The organism is Ruegeria sp. J8 (assembly GCF_056531925.1).
Genome location: NZ_JBQFMR010000002.1, coordinates 128984 through 149765 on the forward strand (window position 1 = coordinate 128984; position 20782 = coordinate 149765).

The following is a 20782-nucleotide window of genomic DNA, read 5'->3' on the forward strand; positions in this document are numbered from 1 at the left end:
GTGGCGCAATCCGCACATGTGCGATTTTACAAAAGCGTTACCCGAGCAGGTCGAAATCCACGGCAGCGCGCACCTGCCCGTTCACCTGAACCTCCAGCCGGTGTGGGCCGGGCACCAGTTTGAACGTGGTCGCATTGCCCTTGAGCTTGTGGGTCTTGCTTAGCGTCAGCGCACCATCCCGCAGCGCGGTCTGTTTCAATTTGTGCACCTTGGCCGAGGTTTTACCGCCAGGGCGTTGAAAGTGAATGATATAATCCACTAGAATGGGCTGGTCTCCGGCACCACTGAGCGCCACATCGAAATTCAACGCACCCCCGATCCGGGCATCGCCTTGCACCTGAATATCGGCCGAAATCGCCGCGTCAGGATCATAGCCCAGCATCTTCATCGCGCCGGGATGTCCGGATTTCACCAATCCACGCAGGGTGTGGCTGGTCATCCAGCGCAACTCATCTGCGTCCTGCCCGCCCTCGCGCCATTGCTGCAGACGGTCCAGCACCAGATCGGGGTCTTTCTTGGTGATATCGTTCAGATGGTTCGCCACCGACCGCGTCACGTATCGCGTCGGATCGCTGTGCAGGCGATCCAGCAAAGGCAACGGGTCGGTCAGTTCCAGGCACACCGCCTGCCCCCATGGCAAACGCGGGCGAGTGCCTTCGCTGACCAAGCGCCGAACATGATAGCTGTCATGCGCGCACCACGCCTGCATCCTGTCCAGCACCTTGTCCTGATGGGCGTTCAGGAACGGGCGAATGGCCCATTCCATCGAGAATCTCTGCGTCAGTTCATCAAGCACGTCCAGCGCCAGATCCGGATGGTCGAGGCCAACGGCCACAACCCAATCACCCAAAGGCGCAAAGATGAAATCACCGAAATCATCATCTGTCTTTGACGGGTCCAGCGGCGGTGGCAGCGCACTTAACAGCCTAGGCGCAATGTCCGGCAGCGCGCCGGGGATGGCCTGTTGCAGGCATTCGGCGATCCACGCCATGCGCTCTTTCAACTCAAGATCCAGCAGGCGGGACATGACCTGCACCTCGAACGCCTCTGCATCGAAGTCAGCATCCGCCGCTGCAAGAAGCCCCGCCAAATAGCGGGTCTTTTCTTCGTTAAACAGCTGGTCTTTTAATGAAAAATTCTGCGCCATCGTTTACATCGTCAGGTTGGTTCCACCGCCGTCCAAGAGGATGTTCTGGCCTACAATAAAGCCCGCGTGCTGCGAACACAGAAAGGCGCAGGCGGCCCCAAATTCCTGCCGTGTGCCATAGCGGCGCGCAGGGATCGTGGCGGCGCGCTCTGCACGGGCGTCTTCCATCGAGATGTTCTTTTGCAGCGAAACCGCACTATCTAGGGACTCCGCGCGGTCAGTGGCGTGGATACCCGGCAGCAGATTGTTGATTGTCACCCCTTGCGGGGCTACCTGCCGCGCGGTTCCCGCGACGTAGCCGGTCAACCCAGTCCGCGCCGCGTTCGACAGTCCCAGAACGGCGATGGGCGCGCGCACCGATTGCGAAGTGATATTGACCACACGCCCCCAGCCCTTTTCCATCATCCCCGGCAACAATGCCTTCATGAAAGCAATCGGTGTCAGCATGTTGGCATCCAGCGCCTTGATGAAGTCTTCACGCTCCCAATCCGACCACATACCCGGAGGCGGACCGCCCGCATTTGTCACAAGGATATCAACACCCTGTGCGGCTTCGATCACCTGCGTCTGCCCCTCGGTCGAGGTCACATCACAGGCCACCGTCTGAACATCAATGCCATAGGTGTCCCGCAAGCGCGCGGCTTCGGCCTCAAGCGCCTCGGCTCCGCGGGCGTTCATCACCAGATTGACACCGGCCTCGGCCAAAGCTTCGGCACAGCCCAGACCCAAACCCTTGCTGCTGGCACAGACCAGCGCGCGTTTTCCTTTGATACCTAGATCCATCTGATCCTCCCCATCTGTTATTGTTGCCATGTCTAGCACCGGCCAGACAGAGAAGACCAGATTTCAAGCAATATCAGTAAAAGAACTCTTCCCGAACGATCTTGCCATTTGCGACGTGATAGACACCAACTTCTTTCATATCAAAGGCTTCACCGGTCTCTTTTACCTTACCTTGGACCTCGAAGATCACGGCAAAACGGTCTTCACCATGGGGCATCGGGTCGCTGACCGAGGCACCGGAAACCTCATGCGCGCCTTCCCACCATTCATGTTTGCCCCGGATCGCGTCGCGACCGTGGGTTTCGCGGCCCATATCCATGAAATCCTGCGCTTCGACCGAGACGGCATCCTCAGTATAGAGTTTCTCAAGATTTTCCTTGGCGCGGTCCTCGCGGCAACCTGCGACCAGCTCGTCGGCAATCTCTTTCAAATTCATTGTCTCTCTCCACTATTTGTTCACTATATGTTCCTATTGCCATAGGTGTATGATTCGAACCACCCCCTTTGTCTTGCCTCGGCAAGATTCCCCGCCTATACGCGCGAATATGCTTGATACCTCGAACCAACCCACCCTGCCGCCCGAGATCGCCCGTCGCCGGACCTTCGCGATCATCTCGCACCCTGATGCGGGCAAAACGACGCTGACGGAAAAGTTCCTGCTTTATGGCGGCGCGATCCAGATGGCCGGTCAGGTGCGCGCTAAGGGTGAGGCGCGGCGCACGCGCTCGGATTTCATGCAGATGGAGAAGGATCGTGGTATCTCGGTTTCCGCCTCGGCCATGTCGTTTGATTATGGGAACTTCCGGTTCAATCTGGTGGACACGCCGGGCCACAGCGATTTCTCGGAAGATACCTATCGCACACTGACTGCCGTGGACGCCGCCGTCATGGTAATCGACGGCGCGAAAGGTGTGGAAAGCCAGACGCAGAAACTGTTCGAGGTTTGCCGCCTGCGCGATCTGCCGATCCTGACCTTCTGTAACAAGATGGACCGCGAAAGCCGCGATACGTTCGAGATCATTGACGAGATTCAGGAAATGCTGGCCATCGACGTCACGCCCGCCGCGTGGCCGATTGGCGTGGGTCGCGATTTCATCGGCTGCTATGACATGCTGCGCGACCGGCTGGAACTGATGGACCGCGCCGACCGCAACAAGGTAGCCGAGAGCATTCAGATCGACGGTCTGGATGACTCGAAACTAGCCGAACATGTTCCCGAGCACTTGCTTGAGAAACTGCTGGAAGAGGTCGAGATGGCGCGCGAATTGCTGCCCGCGCTGGACCCGCAGGCGGTTCTTGAGGGGCATATGACCCCCATCTGGTTCGGTTCGGCGATCAACTCGTTCGGTGTCAAAGAACTGATGGAGGGCATCGGCGCTTACGGCCCGCAGCCGCAAGTGCAATCGGCCGAACCACGTCAGATCGCGCCGGATGAAAAGAAGGTCGCAGGCTTTGTCTTCAAGGTTCAGGCCAATATGGACCCCAAGCACCGCGACCGGGTGGCCTTTGTACGGATGGCCTCGGGCCATTTCAAACGCGGCATGAAACTGACCCATGTGCGGTCCAAGAAGCCCATGGCAATCTCGAACCCGGTGCTGTTTCTGGCCTCGGATCGCGAACTAGCGGATGAAGCATGGGCCGGTGACATCATCGGCATCCCCAACCATGGCCAGCTGCGCATCGGCGACACGCTGACCGAAGGTGAGGCGCTGCGCGTGACCGGCATCCCGTCCTTCGCGCCGGAATTGCTGCAAGGCGTGCGTGCGGGCGACCCGATGAAGGCCAAGCACCTGGAAAAGGCACTCATGCAATTTGCCGAGGAAGGCGCAGCCAAGGTGTTCAAACCCTCGATTGGGTCGGGCTTTATCGTGGGTGTCGTCGGCGCGCTGCAATTCGAAGTGCTCGCCAGCCGGATCGAGATGGAATACGGCCTGCCCGTGCGGTTTGAGGCGTCTCAGTTCACATCCGCCCGCTGGGTCAGTGGTGACAAGGTGGCGGTGGACAAGTTCGTCAACGCCAACAAGCAGCACATCGCGCATGATCATGACGGCGACATCGTCTACCTGACACGTCTGCAATGGGATATCGACCGGGTGGTGCGGGACTATCCTGACCTGACCCTGACTGCGACCAAGGAAATGATGACGTGACCGGCCAAAGGGCCGCGCATGGGCGCTAAACCGACCTGGGGAACTGTCTCGACGGTACGGGGGACGGCCCCGGACATCCTGCGTTTAGTGGCCTATCACCTCGACCTTGGGGTGGATCGGATGCATGTCTATCTGGACGAACCCTGCCCCAAGGCCTTCAACGCCCTGAACCGGCATCCAAAGGTTGAGGTCCGCAATTGCGACGACGGGTTCTGGGCCAATCGTAAGCGGGAGCGCCCCGACAAGCATCAGGTGCGCCAGACATCCAACGCTTCATTCACTTACCGAAAGGCCAGCGAAGACTGGTTGCTGCATATTGATCTGGACGAGTTTCTGTGGCCCGACCGCCCGGTAGCCGATCTGCTGGACGAGGTCGCGCAGGGTACCCCTTATATCCGCGTACGCCCGGAAGAGGCAGTGGCCGACGCCAAGGACCTGTACAAAGCCTATATCCCGTCCGGGCCTGATCGTGCCGCAACGGTGCAGGCGCTCTATCCCAACTATGGGGCTTTCGTGAAGGGTGGGTTTCTCAGTCACCTGCAAGGCAAGGTGTTTGCTCGCACCGGTTTGCCAGGCATCAACTTCCGCATTCACGGGTTGTTCCAGCATGGGGAACGCCTGATCTGCAAAGCGGAACTTGCCGAGGCTGCGCTCTGCCACCGGCACGCCCCGGATTGGGATCACTGGCTGGCGCATTACCGGTTCCGACTTGAGCGTGGGTCATACAAACCTGGAATGACGCCAAATGTCCCGCGGGATGAGGGCGGGATGAACATGAACGAACTGCTCAGCTGGATCGAAAGCGAGGACGGTGTCGACGGTTTGCGCGCGTTTTTCGATGAGATCGGCGGCGCGCACCCCGAGGTGCGGGCACGGCTTGAACAACACGGGTTGATCCGGCATCGGCCACTGGATCTGGACCGGAAGCTTGCGAAACATTTCCCCGGAAGCATCTGAATTGTTGCATTAAATCTGCACAGTATCGGAGCACAGGGGTCTGAAACCCTCTTCATTTGACCCTGCCCAACGTTTTTGTTATGTCCCGCCTCAGCCGAAATGCGCGGGATGCGCATGGCCATCCGGGCCCGGCACACCTTCATACGCGCGGGCCAGGTCGAGTGTCCGCAAAAACCGGACATACATGACAAAGTTTAACGAACTGAACCTGAACCCAAAGGTCCTCAAAGCCATTGAGGAAGCCGGATACGAAACCCCCACCCCGATTCAGGCCGGAGCGATTCCACCTGCGCTTGAGGGCAAGGATGTACTGGGCATCGCGCAGACCGGCACCGGCAAAACCGCCAGCTTCACGCTGCCGATGATCACTCTGCTGGCCCGTGGCCGCGCCCGTGCTCGGATGCCGCGCTCGCTGGTGCTGTGCCCGACGCGGGAACTGGCCGCGCAGGTGGCTGAGAATTTCGACACCTACACCAAGCACCTGAAACTGACCAAGGCGCTGTTGATCGGCGGTGTCAGCTTCAAGGAACAGGAAGCGCTGATCGACCGGGGCGTGGATGTTCTGATCGCCACTCCGGGCCGCCTGCTGGACCATTTCGAACGTGGCAAACTGCTGCTGACCGGCGTTCAGATCATGGTGGTGGACGAGGCCGACCGGATGCTGGATATGGGGTTCATCCCCGATATCGAGCGCATCTTCTCGCTGACCCCGTTCACCCGTCAGACGCTGTTCTTCTCAGCCACCATGGCGTCCGAGATTGAGCGCATCACCGACACATTCCTGTCTGCCCCTGCCCGGATCGAGGTTGCCCGTCAGGCCACCGCGTCCGAGACGATCGAACAGGGCGTGGTCATGTTCAAAGGTGGCCGCCGCGACCGCGAGGCCAGCGCCAAGCGCAAGGTTCTGCGCGCGCTGATCGACGCCGAGGGTGAAGGCTGCACCAACGCGATCATTTTCTGCAACCGCAAGACGGATGTGGATATCTGCGCGAAATCGCTGAAGAAATACGGCTATAACGCCGCCGCCATTCACGGCGATCTGGATCAGTCGCAGCGCATGAAAACCCTGGACGGATTCCGCGACGGCTCACTGCGCCTGCTGGTGGCCTCGGACGTGGCCGCACGGGGGTTGGATATCCCCTCGGTCAGCCATGTGTTCAACTTTGACGTCCCCGGCCATGCCGAGGATTACGTTCACCGCATCGGTCGCACCGGTCGAGCGGGGCGCGAGGGAAAGGCGATCACGATCTGCTCGGGCCGCGATGAAAAGGCGCTGGATGCGATTGAGAAGCTGATCCAGAAGGACATTCCCCGGCTCGACAATCCGGTCAAGGAAGAGCCCAAGGACGAAAAGCCCAAGCGCGAGAAAAAGATTAAGCCGGTCGACGAGGCAAAGGTCGACAAAAAGCCCGAGCGCAAGAAGGACGCGGACCGCCGAAAGGACAAGGAACTGCGTGGCCGTGGTCGCCGCACCGATTCAGGTCCGGCGGTTGTTGGCATGGGTGATCACCTGCCCAGCTTCATAGCGCTGAGCTTTGACGAACGCCGCGCAGGCGTAACGGCGCTAGCCGAGGCGGACGCCTCTTAAATCGTTAGCACCAGGGCCAGGATTGAGGCCCCCAGCAATGCCATCCCGGCGATCTCGCGCCGGGTGATGGTTTCGCGGAAGAACAGGATCGAGGCGAACAGGCTGAGGATCAGTTCAACCTGCCCCAACGCCTTCACATAAGCCGCATTCTGCAATGTGAAGGCGAAGAACCAGCAAAACGACCCGCTTAGACTGGTGAGGCCTACGAAGACGCCGGTGCGCCGCGTCTCCCACACCGCGCGCAGTTCGGCGCGGTCTCGCCACAGCAGCCACAGCCCCATGCTGACGAATTGGAATGTCACAACAACGGCCAGCGTCACCAATGCGCGGAACCATGCGTCGATCTCGCCAAGCTGTAGCGATGCGCCCCGGTAGCTGACCGAGGAAAAGGCGAACAGAATCCCCGACCCCAGCCCCAACCGTGACGCGCGATTGGTCAGGTGTTTCCACCACGCACCGTCCCCTCCGGGGTTTTTCGACAGCAGCAGAACTGCGGTCAGGCCCATCAGAATGGCGACTAGCGCTCCGGCTGAAACCTGGTCGCCCAGCACAAGGAAACCGACGATAGCGGTCTGGATCACCTCGGTTTTCTTGAACGTGATTCCGACCGCGAAGTTGCGCTGCTTGAACAAGGAGACCACACAGATGGTTGCCAAGATCTGCGTTGTGCCGCCAATGGTCGCGAACAGCCAGAACAGGGGTGGCATCGAAGGCAAAGACAACTCGCTGAGTTGCAGTGCAGCCCAAAGCGCCAGAACGGCCAACGGCATCGAATAGGCAAATCTGGCAAAGGTCGCACCTGCGGCGGACAATTTCACGCTGCTCAGTGATTTTTGCAGCATAAACCGCACGGTCTGAAACGAGGCGGCGGCGATGGTGACGGGTATCCAGAGGCTCATACCGCCCCTTGTGGCCGCAATTTACCCCTTTGGCCAGAGCGGATGCGGCACCGGATCCTTGGCCTTTAGGAAATGGGCTCGAAACACCTGCGCGTAAGAGCGATAGACATAAGCCTCGTTCCGCGCCAAGTACGTGTCTTGCCCTGCGCGATACAAGGCGGGCAACCGGTACCACGGCGCCGCTGGATTCATGTGATGAACCACGTGCAGGTTGTTGTGAAGAAAGAGAAAGGCCAAGGGCCCCCGATCTTCGATGATCACCGTACGAGCCGAAGCCCGATCATGGGCGCGGTGTTCAAGAAAGGTTCGGATCTTCACCAAGCCTAGCCCCAGATATGCAGCCAGAACATAGGCCCAGATTGGCATGGGCGACAGCGACACAATCCACAGCACCACCAGAACTCCGCATAGATGCAATGCCCAGGCAAGCAGGATATCTTGTTGCAAAACGGACCGTAACTCATTCCGTATGAACACAAATTGACCAATGGCCGGACCCAACACGATGCGCCCTAGTAACGTATTGTTCACTGCCAGCAAGCGTTTCTGCCAACCGCGCAGAGCTGCCCAGACCTGTGGATCCAGATAGTTAGATTCGGGGTCGTCATAGGGGTCGGTCAGCGTCGCATCCCGATGATGTGCCAGATGCTGGTCGCGGAACCGGCGGTACGGAATGAACAGCGTCAACGGCAACGCCATCAACGCCTCATTCAACGCCTTTTGCCGAAAGGGGTGGCCGTGGATCGCTTCATGCGTCAGCGAGGAATGTAGTGCTGCGACAACGCCAACCAATGGCACGGCGGCCCAAACCGGCAAATAAAGCAGCATCGCCAACCACACCCCATAGCACCCAATGATAAGGGCAAGAGTGCCCCATTCAGGCCCTGAACGCTCAGACATTGCGGCCCCATGAGATACCTGCCCATATACGCTCGTAAATCACGTAGAGCGTCAGGCCGATGGCCGTGTTGACCAAAGCCAAGCCGCCACCGATCGCCGCTGATCCGGTTGCGATCAACCCTACAAAACTCATAACGACAAGGCCTACTGCATTCCACAATACAGCCTTCACGACTGATCTGCGTCGTGTCTCCATTCCGTCACCCATATTTTTGTTATGGCTTAAGAATTACGGATCACGCAGGTGGTGAACATTCTGAATGTAATTAACAAAATTCATCATCTGTGATAAAACCAAACACATGTCCGAAAATATCGACAAACGAGACCGTGCCGCACAGTTCCGCCTCCGCCTTGCACGCGCGATGGAAGAGCGACACGTCAGCCAAAGTGCTCTGGCGCGAAACATCGGCGTGGATCGCTCGACCGTGTCGCAACTTCTGACCGACGATGGAGCTCGGTTGCCGAATGCCCATGTGGTGGGTGGCTGCGCGTCGGCTCTTGGGGTTTCGGCGGATTGGCTCCTGTCGCTCTCGGACCGACCCGAAAGCGCGGCCGAGCTTTTGGCGGGTGCGCTAACTGTGACCGAGGCCGCCCGCGCGTTGGTGGATGAGCGGATATTCGAATGGCACCAAGAGGCTGCCGGATACAAAATCCGTTACGTTCCAGCGACTTTGCCGGACATGTTAAAGACCCGCGCCGTGCTGGAATGGGAGTATGCACCGCATCTGGGGCGGACGGCAGATCAGGCCATCGGCGCATCTGAGGACCGGTTGACCTGGATGCGCCGATCGCAGTCGGACTACGAAATTGCAATGCCTTTGTTTGAAATCGAAAGCTTCGCAAGCGCATCCGGGTATTACCAAGGGCTGGATCTGCAAACACGTCAGGATCAGATCAACCACCTACTTGCTCTGTGCGACCAGCTCTATCCCCGCCTGCGCATCTATCTGTTTGATGCAAAAAGGCTTTATTCGGCACCAGTCACGATCTTTGGCCCCTTGCTCTGCGTGTTCTATGCGGGCAGCCACTATATGGCGTTCCGCGACCGCGACCGGATCGAAACGTTCACCCGCCATTTTGACACTCTGGTCCGCGAGGCCGACGTCACCGCGCGGGATTTTCCCGGCCATCTGCGCGCATTGCGCGACAGGATGCGTTGAACTCAATCCTGTGCTAACGTTGCTGGGCGCGAACCCTTTCGCATTCCGATTATGAACGGAGGAGCACAGGAATGGACGCAATGCAAACCGCCCAATACGCACGGGCCTTATATTCAGCACACGGAGACAAGGCCGAGGCAGAAGCCGCGCAGAAGATGCGCGAATGCGAGGCCGCCGGGAATATGCAACAGGCACAGGATTGGCAGTCGGTCCGCCAGACCATCCGCCAGATTCGTGGTCCCAATCAGGGCTAAATCTTGGGGTCGGGGTTGACGGTATGCCCGTCCACAGCGATCACTTGCCCAGAAACCAGCCGCGCCGCGCCTGACGCCAGAAACACGGCCATGTCGGCAATGTCGCGCCCCTCGACAAACCGCCCCATCGAGGTGCCTGCGGCATAGCCATTGTAGACCTGATCGCGGGTCATGCCCTTGGCATTGGCCTCGCGGGCCAGAACGCCCTCCATCCGGGGGCCTTCGACGGCGCCGGGGCAGATCGTGTTGCAGCGCACGCCGTGGGGGCCAAGCTCCATCGCCAGCGTTTTGGCCAGTCCGATGACACCCCATTTCGCCGCCGCATAGGGCGCGCGATTGGGATATCCGTATTGCCCGGCCGTAGACGAAGTGATGATGATCGCCCCACTGCCCTGACGCTTGAGGATCGGTGCCGCGTATTTCGCGCATAAAAACGCCCCCTCTAGGTTGACCGCCAGACAGGCACGCCATTCGTCAAGCGCCACATCCTCGACCAACGCCGTCGGTCCGGCGATCCCGGCATTGGCGCAGAGCGTATCCAGCCCACCCCATTGCGCCGCAATCTCGGCGAACAGGGCGGCAACCGAGGGCTCATCCGCCACATCCACCTGCGACCGTTTCCAATGCTCTGGGCACGCGCTTAACGCCTCCGCATCCAGATCGGCGACCCAGACCTGCGCCCCAACGGCGTCGAACGCCTCGGCCATGGCCCGGCCGACGCCCGAGGCCCCGGCCGTGATCAGAACCCGCCCGCTCATGCAGGTTTACGGATCGCCGCCCCCGCGCCTTCGGGATAAGGCAACCCGGCCTGCGCCTCGGCAATGCGGGCCATGGCCGCCTCGATCTGTGGCGACGGAGCACTTGGACGGCGGGTGTCCAGACTGACATGCAGCAGAAAGCTTTCACCCGTGGCCAGCAGTTTGTCGCCCTCATACATACTGTGGAAAACGTGCAGTTTTTTGCCCTGCCCCAACAGCATCTGCGTGCGCACCTGTATCTTTGCGCCTGCATGAACCTCATCCACATAGCGGATGTGGTTTTCAGCGGTGAAGTAGCTGCCGCCCGAGGCGATATAGTCCGCGTCGCAGCCAATAACCTCCATGAACCGGTCGGTAGCAGCGGCAAAGGCCTCTAGATAACGCGCCTCGTTCATGTGGCCGTTATAGTCCGTCCAATCCAGCGGCACAGCGCGCGACAAGGTCAGGATCGGTTGGCTGAGATCAGCCTGATCGATCGTAGGCAACGCACCGGGTTTCAGCATCGCATCATGCTGGTTCAGTACCGCCCCCGCGCCATAGTTTTGCGCCTTGAGCGCGCGCATCATGCCCACGAGGTTATTGTCGCGGATGCGCTCCAGTTCGCGGATCGTATGCATCCCCGATTGCGCATCCGACTGATCGGCGATCATATCGACCAGTTCATCGGTGAACTCGGGCACATCCATCAGCTTGGTCCAAGGCCATTTCAGCGCTGGCCCAAACTGAGCCATAAAGTGCCGCATCCCGGCCTCGCCTCCGGCCACGCGGTAGGTCTCGAACAGGCCCATCTGCGCCCAGCGGATGCCGAACCCCATACGGATCGCCTCGTCCACCTCTTCGGTGGTGGCGATGCCGTCCTTGACCAGCCACAGCGCCTCGCGCCAAACCGCTTCAAGGAACCGGTCAGCGATATGCGCGTCGATTTCTTTTTTGATGTGCAGAGGGAAGAACCCCACCGATTTCAGGAGCCCCTGCGCACGCTCGACCATCTCAGGCGGGTTCTTGTCCGTCGGTACAAGTTCGATCAGTGGCAGCAAGTACACCGGGTTGAACGGATGCGTCACAACGATCTGTTCGGGCCGTAACGCACCCTCCTGCAATTCCGAAGGTTTGAACCCACTGGTCGACGAGCCAATGATCGCGCCCGGATCACACGCCTCCTGCAACCCCTTGTAAACCTTCAACTTAAGACCCAACCGCTCGGGCACACTTTCCTGAATCCACTCCGCGCCCTGCACGGCCTCAACCATATCTTCATGAAAACTCAGAAAACCCTCGGGTGGCAACGGAACATCACTCAGCCCCGGCAGCGAACGCCGCGCATTGTCCAGAACCTCCCCAATCTTGCGCTCAGCTTCAGGATCAGGGTCAAAAACCCGAACATCCCACCCGTTCAGCAAAAACCGCGCGGCCCAACCGCCGCCGATCACACCACCACCAATGATTGCCGCTGTTTTCACGTCGATCCGCCTCTTCATCTGGCTAAAAATATCCCGGGGGTTTGGGGGCAGGCCCCCAAACCGCGCTTATTTCGCCGCCGGCGCACGCTTGGTCAAACCCAGCTTCTCGCGCACCTCAGCAGGCCCAATGACCTTCGCGCCCATATTCTCGATAATGGTCCCCGCACGCTCGACCAATTGCCAGTTCTCGGCCAGAACACCCTTGTCCAGCCACAGATTGTCCTCCAACCCAACCCGCACGTTGCCGCCTGCCAGCACCGAGGCCGCCACATAAGCCATCTGGTTCCGCCCCAACGAAAACGCACTGAACGTCCAGTCGTCGGGCACATTGTTCACCATGGCCATAAACGTATTCAGATCATCCGGCGCGCCCCACGGCACGCCCATACACAGCTGAACCAGAGCGTTCGGCTCCAGAATTCCATCTTTCACCAACTGTTTGGCGAACCACAGATGACCGGTGTCAAAAGCCTCAATCTCGGGCTTCACACCCATATCTGTCATCATCTGCCCCATCGCCCGCAGCGCGCCTGGGGTGTTGGTCATGACGTAATCCGCCTCGGCAAAGTTCATGGTGCCGCAGTCCAGCGTGCAAATCTCAGGCAGACATTCCGCGATATGTGCGACGCGCTCGGAGGCGCCGATCATGTCGGTGCCCTCAGCCACCGGAAACGGGCTCTCGACGCCGCCGAACACGATATCCCCACCCATCCCGGCCGTCAGGTTCAGCACTACATCCACATCCGCATCGCGAATCCGGTCCGTCACCTCGCGATACAGGTCCAGCCGTCGGCTGGGTGCGCCGGTCTCGGGGTCGCGCACATGGCAATGCACCACCGCCGCCCCTGCTTTGGCCGCCGCAATCGCGCTGTCGGCAATCTGCTGCGGCGAGCGCGGTACATGCGGGCTGCGATCCTGCGTTCCGCCCGAGCCGGTCACGGCACAGGTGACAAATACTTCGCGGTTCATTTCCAAAGGCATGGCGTTCTCCCCAGCTTATACCCGGTTTTGCCCTGAGTTTTCCCCAGACTTCTCCCCGGCAATCGATTTGCGTTGCCTGCGACTCTGACGCAGCCTTGTGGAAACACTTGCCAGAATGCGAATCAAACTTGATGAAATCCGCAAAAAACATCCTCCAACCCGAACATCGCGCCCTGAAAACGGCTGTGCTGGTGCTGGACGACTGCAACACGCTTAGTTTTGCATCCGCTGTAGACCCCATGCGCGCAGCCAACCGTCTGGCCGATCGCCCCGCCTTTGACTGGGATTATGTCACTGCCACGCCTGAGCCCGCGATGCTGACCAGCGCACTGACCGTACCGGGTATCCCGCTGGCGCGCCTGCAAAGCTGCGACCTGATGATCGTGGTCGCAGGCTTCCAACTGGCGCGCCACGCAACCCCCAGTCTGTTGGCTGGACTACGCCGGATCGCAAACACCGGCGCCACAATGGCAGGCATCGACGGAGGCCCCTGGCTACTGGCCGAAGCAGGCCTGCTGGACGGCCACGCCGCAACAACCCATTGGGAAGATCTGGATAATTTCGCAGCCCGTTTCCCCGAAGTCGACGTCCGCCCCGACCGGTTCGCTGTCTCGCAAAACCGCCTCACCTCAGGCGGCGCAATCCCAGCGGTCGAAATGATGCTGCATATCATCGCCGCCCGCCACGGCGCAGGCTTCGCCGCGCGCGTCTCGGGCCTATTCCTCTATGACGGCGCGCCCGACCCCAGCAAACCGCAAAGCCGCACCGGCGCCCCACACCGCCACACAGCGCTGACGGCCAAAGCCAACAGCCTGATGCAATCCGCGCTGGATGACCCCCTGCCGCTGACCAACATAGCCGCGACACTGGGTACCAGCCCCCGCACCCTGCAACAGCAATTCCGCCTGCGCCTGAACACCACGCCGCAAGACCACTACCTGCAACTGCGCCTGGCCGAGGCCCGCCGTCTGGTCACAGATACTGACATGCCGCTGATGGACGTAGCACTGGCCACAGGCTTTGCCTCGCAATCAAGCTTCGCCCGCGCCTTCCGCACGGCCCACGGCCTGTCGGCCCGTGACCTAAGACAAGAACGCGCGCACCCCACCCATCACTGACCGGATCCGCTTTCATCTGGCCAAAAATATCCCGGGGGAGACGCCCGTAAAGGGCGGCGGGGGCAGAGCCCCCGACCCACCGCGAAACCTAGTACGGCATCGGAAAGGCGCGATGGGCCGCGGTGATCTCGCTCAAAACTTCCGAGGACAACTCAAGATCCTTACCCGCAAGGATACGTTCCAGTTGCTCGACCGTCGTGGCCCCGAATATTGCCGACAACATGAACTTCCGTGTCTGGCACCATGCTAGCGACATCTGGACCGGGTCCAGCCCATGCCGATCTGCAATATCAAGATAGGCCGCAACCGCGTCAAACACACGATCTGACTTGCGCCCACCCATCTCGGCATTGATCGACATGCGCGATCCGTCGGGCACCGCACCGCCCTGATACTTACCAGTCAGGAACCCCGCAGCCAAAGGTGAGAACGCCATCAATCCCACATCCTCATGCACGCTCAACTCGGCCATATCGGTATCGAAATGCCGACAAAGCAGTGAATACTCATTCTGAACCGAAGCCACCCGTGGCCCCGCCCCTGCCTCAGCCAAGCGTAACCATTGCGCGGTGCCCCAAGCGCTTTCGTTGGACAGGCCAAAGGCGCGGATATTGCCCTTGTTCACCTGCACCTGCAGCGCCTCCAGACACTCCTGCATGTTGGCCAGCACTTCGTCGGTGTTGTCACCTGCCGGCGCAAAGGTCCAATTCTGGCGGAACATGTAGCTGCCCCGGTTTGGCCAGTGAAATTGGTAAAGGTCGATGCAGTCCGTCTTCAACCGCCGCAGGGATCCCTCGACCGCCTCTGGAATGGTTTGGGCAGAGATTGGAGACCCGTTCCGCGCATGCGTAAACCCTGCTCCTGAATGTTTGGTCGCCAGCACATAGTCACTGCGGCGCGACGGGTTTGCCGCGTTCCAGTTCCCCAAGATCTCTTCGGTGCGCCCCACCGTTTCGGCCGAGATCGGGTTAACCGGATACATCTCGGCTGCGTCGACGAAATTGATCCCGGCCTCCAACGCCATATCCATCTGAATGTGGGCGTCCGCCTCGGATGTCTGGGTTCCGAATGTCATGGTCCCAAGACATAGATCGGTCACCATGATGCCGGTGCGGCCCAAAGGCTTCATTTCCATTTATCACTCTCCTGAAATCTGTACGGCAGGGCCTAAGCCTCGGCCTTCTTCTCCCATCGACCCGAAGCCTCGGACCAGTATTGCGCCGAACAACCTGCGTCAGTCAGTGCTTTCCACTGCCCCCGCGCGTGCTGCACCGCCTGTTCATCATTGCCGTCGAACAGGATGCATACCCGCTCCAACGCGTTCACTTCGTCCGGGGCAACAGCGGCACCGTCAACGGCCATCACACAAGCCGGATCGTTGCCAGCCTGCGGGCCGGTGGTCAGCAAGATGGGCTGATCCGCGTCATGCGGACCTCCCGCAAGACTATGCGGCAGGAACCCATCCTCGGGCCCCAGCCACAGTTTTTCATCCAGCCAGTCCATCCGTGCGGGATCAGTGCCCCGCACGGCAATCCGCCACCCGGCCTGACGCGCCTTGTCCAGCAACGCCGGCAAGGTGTGCTCCAGCGGGCGTTGGGTCAGGTGGTAGAAATAGACAGCCCCCATCCGATTACTCGAAATTGTCCTGCACGAACCGGCTCAGCGCCCGCACGCCCCATCCCGTTGCCCCTTTTGGCGCGTAGGACGTCTCGGACGCGACCGAGGCGACACCAGCGATATCCAGGTGAATCCACGGCGTTTCCTCTTTCACGAACCGTTGCAGGAACTGCGCCGCCGTGATCGAACCCGCAGGCCGTCCGCCCACGTTCTTCATATCCGCGATGCGCGACTTCAGCATCTTGTCATATTTCGGGCCAAGCGGCATCCGCCACGCGCCCTCATCCTCGGCCTTGGCGGATTTCAGGAAGGCATCGCAGAACGTGTCATTGTTCGAGAAGACACCCGCATTCTCATGCCCCAGACCGATAATGATCGCTCCGGTCAGGGTCGCCAGATCGACCATGCCCACCGGGCTGAAGCGTTCCTGCGCATACCACATCACGTCGCACAGGACCAAGCGGCCCTCGGCATCGGTGTTGATGATCTCGACTGTATCGCCCTTCATGGACTTGACGACATCGCCCGGACGCGTGGCATTGCCCGAGGGCATGTTCTCGACTAGCCCAACTAGGCCGACCACGTTGGCCTTGGCCTTGCGCTTGGCCAGCGCGCGCATGGTGCCAGCGACAACGCCTGCGCCGCCCATATCCATGGTCATGTCTTCCATGCCACCCGCAGGTTTCAACGAAATCCCGCCGGTATCGAACACAACGCCTTTGCCCACCAGCGCCAGCGGAGAATCGCCCTTGTCGCCACCGTTCCACTGCATCACCACAACCTTCGAGGGGCTAACCGAGCCCTGCCCGACGCTCAGCAATGTGCGCATCCCCAGTTCTTCGAGCTTGTCCTCTTCCAGAACCTCGACCTCAAGGCCCAGTTCCTGCATTTCGACCAAGCGATCGGCGAATTCGGTGGTGGTCAGAACGTTTGCAGGCTCATTGGTCAAGTCGCGCGTCATCCGCACGCCGTCGGCAATGGCGTAGAGCGGCGCAAATGCCACCTCGACCTCATCGGGTTTTTGATGCGCGATCGTGACCGGAGCGGCCGCGTCGGCATCTTTTGTCTTGTGCGCATCGAAATCATAGCTGCGAAGGGCGATACCAAGGGCCAGTTCCTCGGTCCTAATCTGGTTCGCCGCCATGACCAATAGCGCTTTGCCGCCTGCCAGTTTGGCCAGCGCAACACCGCCCTTGCGGGCCTCGGCCGGATCAGGACGGCGGGGCAGAATCAGGATGTCCAGTGCCTCGGCCACCATTCCTCCGGGCCAAGCCAGCGTGATCACGTCACCGCTTTTCACCTTGCCGAAGCGTTCGCTTTCCACCAGTCGTGCGACGGCTCCACGGGTCAGACGATTGGCACGCCGTGCTGCTGGGCCCATCTTACCATCGTCCGTGATGATTATCGCCACGCGCCCCTCGGCCTGTGCCATTACGTCGATGTCGAAAGACTGAAACTGGATCGGGATAAGACTGCTCATGGCGAACTCCTGAAAATCTGTTTCCCAAGACCTAGCCCGCGCTGCCCGGCTTGACCAGATAGCAGTTTTCCCCGACAGGCATTTGCAGTACAGTCGCGAAAAAATTCCGGCAGGTTGGTGGGAGAGTGCAGTGGTAAGACGGGGCAGGCATATGCCGTCGCATATAAGCGCGGCCCGCGGTGTGTCCGACCCGTTGCCTCCCACAAATATTGGTCCGGCAGGATGGGTGCTATGATCCTCGACCGCTACTTCGCCCGCCGCTTCATGCAGAGTTTTTTAGTCATCGGCGCGATTTTCCTGACCCTGCTGATTCTGATCGACCTGATCGAACAGGTGCGCCGCTTTGACGACGAAAACCTGTCCTTCGGACGGTTGCTGCATTTGACCCTGCTGAATACCCCCGCTGCCATCAGCGAGATGCTGCCCCTTTTGGTGATCCTGTCCACAATCGCGCTTTTTGTCGGTCTGGCCCGCAGTTCGGAGCTGGTGGTGACACGCGCCATCGGTCGGTCAGGCATTCGCGCGCTGCTCGCGCCCGCCACGCTGGCGCTGGTCATCGGCGCAGGAGCGGTCGCCCTGCTGAATCCCATTGCGGCTGCCACGTCCGAGGAATATCAACGCCTGTCCGACAGCTACCGCAACAACGGAAGTTCGGCCTTTTCGATCAGCAGCGAAGGCCTGTGGTTGCGACAGGGCTCGCGCAATGGACAATCGGTGATCCACGCGCGGGGCACCGCAAATGGGAACACTTTGGTCCTGAACGAGGTGACGATCATCACCTTTTCACCTGACGGGACACCGAACCAGCAGATCCAAGCAGACGCGGCTGAACTTAAGGACGGGAATTGGATCCTCAGCAACGCAAAGGTTTGGCCGTTGATCCAAGGCGTCAATCCTGAAACCAACGCGGCAGAGCATGAAAGGCTGGAGATTCCGACCTCGCTCACACGTCAGCGTATTCTGGATACATTGGGCGATCAGGGATCCGTGTCGGTCTATGACCTGCCAGAACTGATCCGCGATTTGGGTGAAGCGGGGTTTTCGACCAAACAATATGAGGTCTGGCTGCAAGTTCAGCTTGCCCGGCCCTTCTTTCTAGTGGCAATGGTCCTGATCGGGGCCGCCTTCACAATGCGCCATGTAAGGTTCGGAGGCACCGGGATCGCCGTACTGTCGGCGGTTTTGCTGGGGTTCGCCATCTACTTCGTAAGAAACTTTGCCCAAATTCTGGGAGAAAACGGACAATTGCCTATCTTCGTCGCGGCCTGGGCTCCGCCATTTGCAGCCATTCTTTTGTCGCTCGGCCTCCTTTTACACGCGGAGGACGGCTGATGCGTCTTTTCGCGCGTTTATTGTTGTCTGGTGCCGTCGCGCTCACACTGCCCGTAGCTGCGACAGCGCAAGCACAGCCCACAGCCGCCCCAGTGCAGGATCAGGAGCAACAGGATGAACCGGCGTTGCTGGTGGCCGACAAGATCTTTATCACCCCCGACCGCGTTCTGGTGGCTGAGGGCAATGTCGAGGCGTTTCAGGGCGACGCCAAAGTCACCGCCAACCGGATCACGTATAACCGCGACACCGGCGAGCTGAATCTGGAAGGCCCCGTGCGCATTGATCAGGCCGGGACAACCACGATTCTGGCGGATTCGGCCACGTTGGACAGCGGCATCCAAAACGGCCTGCTGATAGGTGCGCGGATGGTGTTCGAACAGCAGGTGCAGATCGCATCCGTTCAGGCCAAACGTGCGGGCGGACGGTATACGCAGTTCGACAAGGTCTCGGCCACATCCTGTCATATTTGTTCGGACGGCAGGCCGCCTCTTTGGCAGATCCGGGCGCGGAAAGTCACGCATGACCAGCTGGAGCGGCAACTATACTTCGAAGGCGCACAGTTCAGGATTCTGGACCTGCCTGTCTTCTACTTCCCTTATCTGCGCCTTCCCGATCCGACGCTGGACCGCGCCACGGGGTTTCTGGTGCCGTCGATCCGCACGACGTCGCAGCTTGGGACCGGAGTTCAGGTTCCCTATTTCTTCAAGTTGGGTGATCACCGGGATCTGACGCTGACGCCTTATATCTCGCCCGAAACCAAAACGCTGGGCTACCGTTATCGGCAAGCGTTCAAGCGGGGGCGGATCGAAATTGATGGCGCGTATACACGTGACGATCTGGAACCCGGTGAGGATCGCGGGTTCTTATTTGCAAACGGATATTTTGGGCTTAACGACGGATATCTGCTCAGTTTCAACCTGCAAACCACGTCGGACGACGCGTATCTGGCCGATTATGGCCTGCCCGAATTCGACCGCCTGCGCAGTGAAATTGCATTGGAACGGTACGAGCGCGATACCGCATTCCGCACCAGCTTTATCCACTTCAAAACCCTGCGCGACAGTGAAGATCAGGATGAAATCCCATCGCGCATCTTCGATCTGTTCTACGAGAAACGCCTGTTTCCCAAATCGGTCGGAGGCGAAGTTCGGCTAGGCGTCGAGACCCACGCGCATGAGCGCACCAGCGACGAAGACGTGCTGGGCCGCGACGTCGCACGGGCGACATTCGATGCGGAATGGCTTCGCAGCTGGACTTTTGCATCCGGGCTGCGTGCCGACGCGCAACTGGGTGCGTCTGTGGACACATTCAACATTCGCCATGACAGCAATTTTCCCGATCAGGTGACGCGCACCACGCCGCGCGCCGCGCTGACCCTGCGCTTTCCGATGGCACGCCGCGAACAAAGCGGGGCAACACAGGTGCTGGAGCCGATTGCGCAGGTCGGTTGGACCCAGGTTTCGACCAATGATGTGCCGCTGGATGAAAGCACCTTTCAGGAATTCGACCAAGGGAACCTTTTGTCCCTGTCGCGCTTTCCCGCACCCGACAGGCGCGAGGATGGGGTCACGGGCGTATTCGGGCTCAACTGGTCCCGATATGCGGGCAATGGTCGCCGTGCGTTGGTTACAGTCGGGCAGGTCTATCGCGCAGATGCAGACCCCGAGTTCAACCTGACCTCGGGCTTGCAGGGAACCTCGTCCGATCTGTTGCTGGCCGGGCAGCTGCAAACCGCCAATGGTTGGTCCCTCGCGGGGCGCGGTCTGTTGAACGGCGATTTCAGCTTCGCCAAGGCCGAGATGCGCGCGGCCTGGCAAAGGAAAACCGTTGGGATCGTAGGAAGTTACGTCTGGCAAGAACCCGACCCGGATGAAAATATCGACGACGAGATATCGGAAATACGTTTGGACGGGCGCTATACAATCGACCAAAACTGGCTGACCCAGGCCCTCGCCCGATATGATATTAGTGAATCCGAGCCGATCCGATACGGGCTTGGCGTCACCTACCGCAACGAATGCGTACAAGTTAACATGAGTGTCAGCAGGCGCTTTACTTCGTCATCAAGTATTGAGCCTTCGACAGAATTCGGCTTTACCGTAGCTTTGACGGGATATTCCGTTGAAGGCAGTGGCCAACAGTTCAAGAGAAGATGCAGTTGATTCCAGGTTTCTCAAGTTTCCTTCGTTCCGGTT

Annotated in this window: 20 protein-coding genes; 8 read left to right on the forward strand and 12 right to left on the reverse strand. The window is 59.8% G+C overall.

Going from position 1 to position 20782, the window contains the following annotated elements:
• Positions 1-37 precede the first annotated feature (37 nt).
• The 3 genes from ACR0L1_RS04110 to ACR0L1_RS04120 all read right to left on the reverse strand — a co-directional run bounded on the left by ACR0L1_RS04110 (position 38) and on the right by ACR0L1_RS04120 (position 2366).
• On the reverse strand, positions 38-1147 hold the full coding sequence (locus ACR0L1_RS04110; RefSeq protein WP_480857296.1) for a hypothetical protein: 1110 nt from the start codon (positions 1145-1147) through the stop codon (positions 38-40).
• A gap of 3 nt (positions 1148-1150) precedes the next feature.
• Entirely contained in the window at positions 1151-1930 is a 780-nt protein-coding gene (locus ACR0L1_RS04115) for an SDR family oxidoreductase (RefSeq protein ID WP_170788982.1), read from the reverse strand.
• Positions 1931-2003: 73 nt separating this feature from the next.
• The gene (locus ACR0L1_RS04120; RefSeq protein ID WP_480857298.1) at positions 2004-2366 is read right to left on the reverse strand and encodes a SnoaL-like domain-containing protein; all 363 of its coding nucleotides are present in this window, start codon (positions 2364-2366) and stop codon (positions 2004-2006) included.
• A gap of 109 nt (positions 2367-2475) precedes the next feature.
• Between ACR0L1_RS04120 and ACR0L1_RS04125 the strand changes: the two genes are divergently transcribed.
• From ACR0L1_RS04125 to ACR0L1_RS04135, 3 genes are all read left to right on the forward strand, one after another.
• Positions 2476-4080, forward strand: a complete 1605-nt coding sequence (locus tag ACR0L1_RS04125; protein WP_480857299.1) for a peptide chain release factor 3 — start codon at positions 2476-2478, stop codon at positions 4078-4080.
• An 18-nt stretch (positions 4081-4098) separates the two neighbouring features.
• Positions 4099-5037 (forward strand): glycosyltransferase family 2 protein, encoded by a 939-nt coding sequence (locus ACR0L1_RS04130; protein WP_480857301.1) that lies wholly within the window; start codon positions 4099-4101, stop codon positions 5035-5037.
• A 184-nt stretch (positions 5038-5221) separates the two neighbouring features.
• Complete coding sequence (locus ACR0L1_RS04135) at positions 5222-6625, forward strand: DEAD/DEAH box helicase (protein WP_480857302.1); 1404 nt, start codon at positions 5222-5224, stop codon at positions 6623-6625.
• On the opposite strand, the gene ACR0L1_RS04140 is transcribed toward ACR0L1_RS04135, so the two are convergent.
• From ACR0L1_RS04140 to ACR0L1_RS04150, 3 genes are read right to left on the reverse strand one after another with little or no spacing between them, the layout of a single operon-like run.
• Entirely contained in the window at positions 6622-7524 is a 903-nt protein-coding gene (locus tag ACR0L1_RS04140) for an EamA family transporter (RefSeq protein WP_480857304.1), read from the reverse strand. The two genes, ACR0L1_RS04135 and ACR0L1_RS04140, sit on opposite strands and share 4 nt — an antisense overlap.
• A gap of 21 nt (positions 7525-7545) precedes the next feature.
• Positions 7546-8424 carry a fatty acid desaturase gene (locus tag ACR0L1_RS04145; protein ID WP_480857305.1) on the reverse strand — a complete coding sequence of 293 codons (879 nt, stop codon included), beginning with the start codon at positions 8422-8424 and terminating at the stop codon, positions 7546-7548.
• Positions 8417-8620, reverse strand: coding sequence for a DUF2061 domain-containing protein (locus ACR0L1_RS04150; RefSeq protein ID WP_170752778.1), 204 nt, complete (start codon positions 8618-8620; stop codon positions 8417-8419). The genes ACR0L1_RS04145 and ACR0L1_RS04150 overlap by 8 nt, the downstream gene beginning before the upstream one ends.
• Positions 8621-8726: 106 nt before the next feature.
• Here ACR0L1_RS04150 and ACR0L1_RS04155 point away from each other — a divergent pair, with 106 nt between their 5' ends.
• Both ACR0L1_RS04155 and ACR0L1_RS04160 read left to right on the forward strand, forming a co-directional pair.
• Complete coding sequence (locus ACR0L1_RS04155) at positions 8727-9587, forward strand: helix-turn-helix domain-containing protein (RefSeq protein ID WP_480857308.1); 861 nt, start codon at positions 8727-8729, stop codon at positions 9585-9587.
• Positions 9588-9658: 71 nt separating this feature from the next.
• Complete coding sequence (locus tag ACR0L1_RS04160; RefSeq protein ID WP_480857310.1) at positions 9659-9841, forward strand: hypothetical protein; 183 nt, start codon at positions 9659-9661, stop codon at positions 9839-9841.
• Here the strand turns inward: ACR0L1_RS04160 and ACR0L1_RS04165 are convergent.
• The 3 genes from ACR0L1_RS04165 to bcoG are packed head-to-tail and all read right to left on the reverse strand — an operon-like array spanning position 9838 to position 13040.
• Positions 9838-10599 (reverse strand): SDR family oxidoreductase, encoded by a 762-nt coding sequence (locus tag ACR0L1_RS04165; RefSeq protein ID WP_480857312.1) that lies wholly within the window; start codon positions 10597-10599, stop codon positions 9838-9840. The genes ACR0L1_RS04160 and ACR0L1_RS04165 overlap by 4 nt on opposite strands.
• The gene (locus ACR0L1_RS04170) at positions 10596-12077 is read right to left on the reverse strand and encodes a carnitine 3-dehydrogenase (RefSeq protein ID WP_480857314.1); all 1482 of its coding nucleotides are present in this window, start codon (positions 12075-12077) and stop codon (positions 10596-10598) included. Before ACR0L1_RS04170 ends, ACR0L1_RS04165 begins: the two co-directional genes overlap by 4 nt.
• 48 nt (positions 12078-12125) lie before the next feature.
• Positions 12126-13040 (reverse strand): 3-dehydrocarnitine:acetyl-CoA trimethylamine transferase BcoG, encoded by a 915-nt coding sequence (gene bcoG, locus ACR0L1_RS04175; RefSeq protein ID WP_480857316.1) that lies wholly within the window; start codon positions 13038-13040, stop codon positions 12126-12128.
• A 131-nt stretch (positions 13041-13171) separates the two neighbouring features.
• On the opposite strand from bcoG, the gene ACR0L1_RS04180 reads away from it, so the two are divergent.
• The gene (locus tag ACR0L1_RS04180) at positions 13172-14158 is read left to right on the forward strand and encodes a GlxA family transcriptional regulator (RefSeq protein WP_480857318.1); all 987 of its coding nucleotides are present in this window, start codon (positions 13172-13174) and stop codon (positions 14156-14158) included.
• 88 nt (positions 14159-14246) lie between these two features.
• Here the strand turns inward: ACR0L1_RS04180 and ACR0L1_RS04185 are convergent, their stop codons facing one another.
• From ACR0L1_RS04185 to ACR0L1_RS04195, 3 genes are read right to left on the reverse strand one after another with little or no spacing between them, the layout of a single operon-like run.
• Entirely contained in the window at positions 14247-15293 is a 1047-nt protein-coding gene (locus ACR0L1_RS04185) for an aldo/keto reductase (RefSeq protein ID WP_170782528.1), read from the reverse strand.
• Between the two features lie 32 nt (positions 15294-15325).
• Positions 15326-15784 (reverse strand): DNA polymerase III subunit chi, encoded by a 459-nt coding sequence (locus ACR0L1_RS04190; protein WP_480857320.1) that lies wholly within the window; start codon positions 15782-15784, stop codon positions 15326-15328.
• A 4-nt stretch (positions 15785-15788) separates the two neighbouring features.
• On the reverse strand, positions 15789-17255 hold the full coding sequence (locus ACR0L1_RS04195) for a leucyl aminopeptidase (protein WP_480857322.1): 1467 nt from the start codon (positions 17253-17255) through the stop codon (positions 15789-15791).
• Positions 17256-17486: 231 nt separating this feature from the next.
• Here ACR0L1_RS04195 and lptG point away from each other — a divergent pair, with 231 nt between their 5' ends.
• Together lptG and ACR0L1_RS04205 are read left to right on the forward strand one after the other, a co-directional pair.
• Positions 17487-18587: an LPS export ABC transporter permease LptG gene (lptG, locus tag ACR0L1_RS04200; protein WP_170788714.1), complete on the forward strand. Its 1101-nt coding sequence runs from the start codon at positions 17487-17489 to the stop codon at positions 18585-18587.
• Positions 18587-20749 (forward strand): LPS-assembly protein LptD, encoded by a 2163-nt coding sequence (locus tag ACR0L1_RS04205; RefSeq protein ID WP_480857324.1) that lies wholly within the window; start codon positions 18587-18589, stop codon positions 20747-20749. Before lptG ends, ACR0L1_RS04205 begins: the two co-directional genes overlap by 1 nt.
• The last annotated feature ends 33 nt before the right edge of the window (positions 20750-20782 follow it).

Excerpts from the sequence above, each read along its gene's own strand:
- ACR0L1_RS04185 (WP_170782528.1), bottom strand. The coding sequence starts at position 15,293 with ATGGAAATGAAGCCTTTGGGCCGCACCGGCATCATGGTGACCGATCTA.
- ACR0L1_RS04180 (WP_480857318.1), top strand. The coding sequence starts at position 13,172 with ATGAAATCCGCAAAAAACATCCTCCAACCCGAACATCGCGCCCTGAAA.
- ACR0L1_RS04110 (WP_480857296.1), bottom strand. The coding sequence starts at position 1,147 with ATGGCGCAGAATTTTTCATTAAAAGACCAGCTGTTTAACGAAGAAAAG.
- ACR0L1_RS04155 (WP_480857308.1), top strand. The coding sequence starts at position 8,727 with ATGTCCGAAAATATCGACAAACGAGACCGTGCCGCACAGTTCCGCCTC.
- ACR0L1_RS04195 (WP_480857322.1), bottom strand. The coding sequence starts at position 17,255 with ATGAGCAGTCTTATCCCGATCCAGTTTCAGTCTTTCGACATCGACGTA.
- bcoG (WP_480857316.1), bottom strand. The coding sequence starts at position 13,040 with ATGCCTTTGGAAATGAACCGCGAAGTATTTGTCACCTGTGCCGTGACC.
- ACR0L1_RS04150 (WP_170752778.1), bottom strand. The coding sequence starts at position 8,620 with ATGGAGACACGACGCAGATCAGTCGTGAAGGCTGTATTGTGGAATGCA.
- lptG (WP_170788714.1), top strand. The coding sequence starts at position 17,487 with ATGATCCTCGACCGCTACTTCGCCCGCCGCTTCATGCAGAGTTTTTTA.
- ACR0L1_RS04205 (WP_480857324.1), top strand. The coding sequence starts at position 18,587 with ATGCGTCTTTTCGCGCGTTTATTGTTGTCTGGTGCCGTCGCGCTCACA.
- ACR0L1_RS04125 (WP_480857299.1), top strand. The coding sequence starts at position 2,476 with ATGCTTGATACCTCGAACCAACCCACCCTGCCGCCCGAGATCGCCCGT.
- ACR0L1_RS04170 (WP_480857314.1), bottom strand. The coding sequence starts at position 12,077 with ATGAAGAGGCGGATCGACGTGAAAACAGCGGCAATCATTGGTGGTGGT.
- ACR0L1_RS04190 (WP_480857320.1), bottom strand. The coding sequence starts at position 15,784 with ATGGGGGCTGTCTATTTCTACCACCTGACCCAACGCCCGCTGGAGCAC.
- ACR0L1_RS04160 (WP_480857310.1), top strand. The coding sequence starts at position 9,659 with ATGGACGCAATGCAAACCGCCCAATACGCACGGGCCTTATATTCAGCA.
- ACR0L1_RS04145 (WP_480857305.1), bottom strand. The coding sequence starts at position 8,424 with ATGTCTGAGCGTTCAGGGCCTGAATGGGGCACTCTTGCCCTTATCATT.
- ACR0L1_RS04140 (WP_480857304.1), bottom strand. The coding sequence starts at position 7,524 with ATGAGCCTCTGGATACCCGTCACCATCGCCGCCGCCTCGTTTCAGACC.
- ACR0L1_RS04135 (WP_480857302.1), top strand. The coding sequence starts at position 5,222 with ATGACAAAGTTTAACGAACTGAACCTGAACCCAAAGGTCCTCAAAGCC.
- ACR0L1_RS04120 (WP_480857298.1), bottom strand. The coding sequence starts at position 2,366 with ATGAATTTGAAAGAGATTGCCGACGAGCTGGTCGCAGGTTGCCGCGAG.
- ACR0L1_RS04165 (WP_480857312.1), bottom strand. The coding sequence starts at position 10,599 with ATGAGCGGGCGGGTTCTGATCACGGCCGGGGCCTCGGGCGTCGGCCGG.
- ACR0L1_RS04115 (WP_170788982.1), bottom strand. The coding sequence starts at position 1,930 with ATGGATCTAGGTATCAAAGGAAAACGCGCGCTGGTCTGTGCCAGCAGC.
- ACR0L1_RS04130 (WP_480857301.1), top strand. The coding sequence starts at position 4,099 with ATGGGCGCTAAACCGACCTGGGGAACTGTCTCGACGGTACGGGGGACG.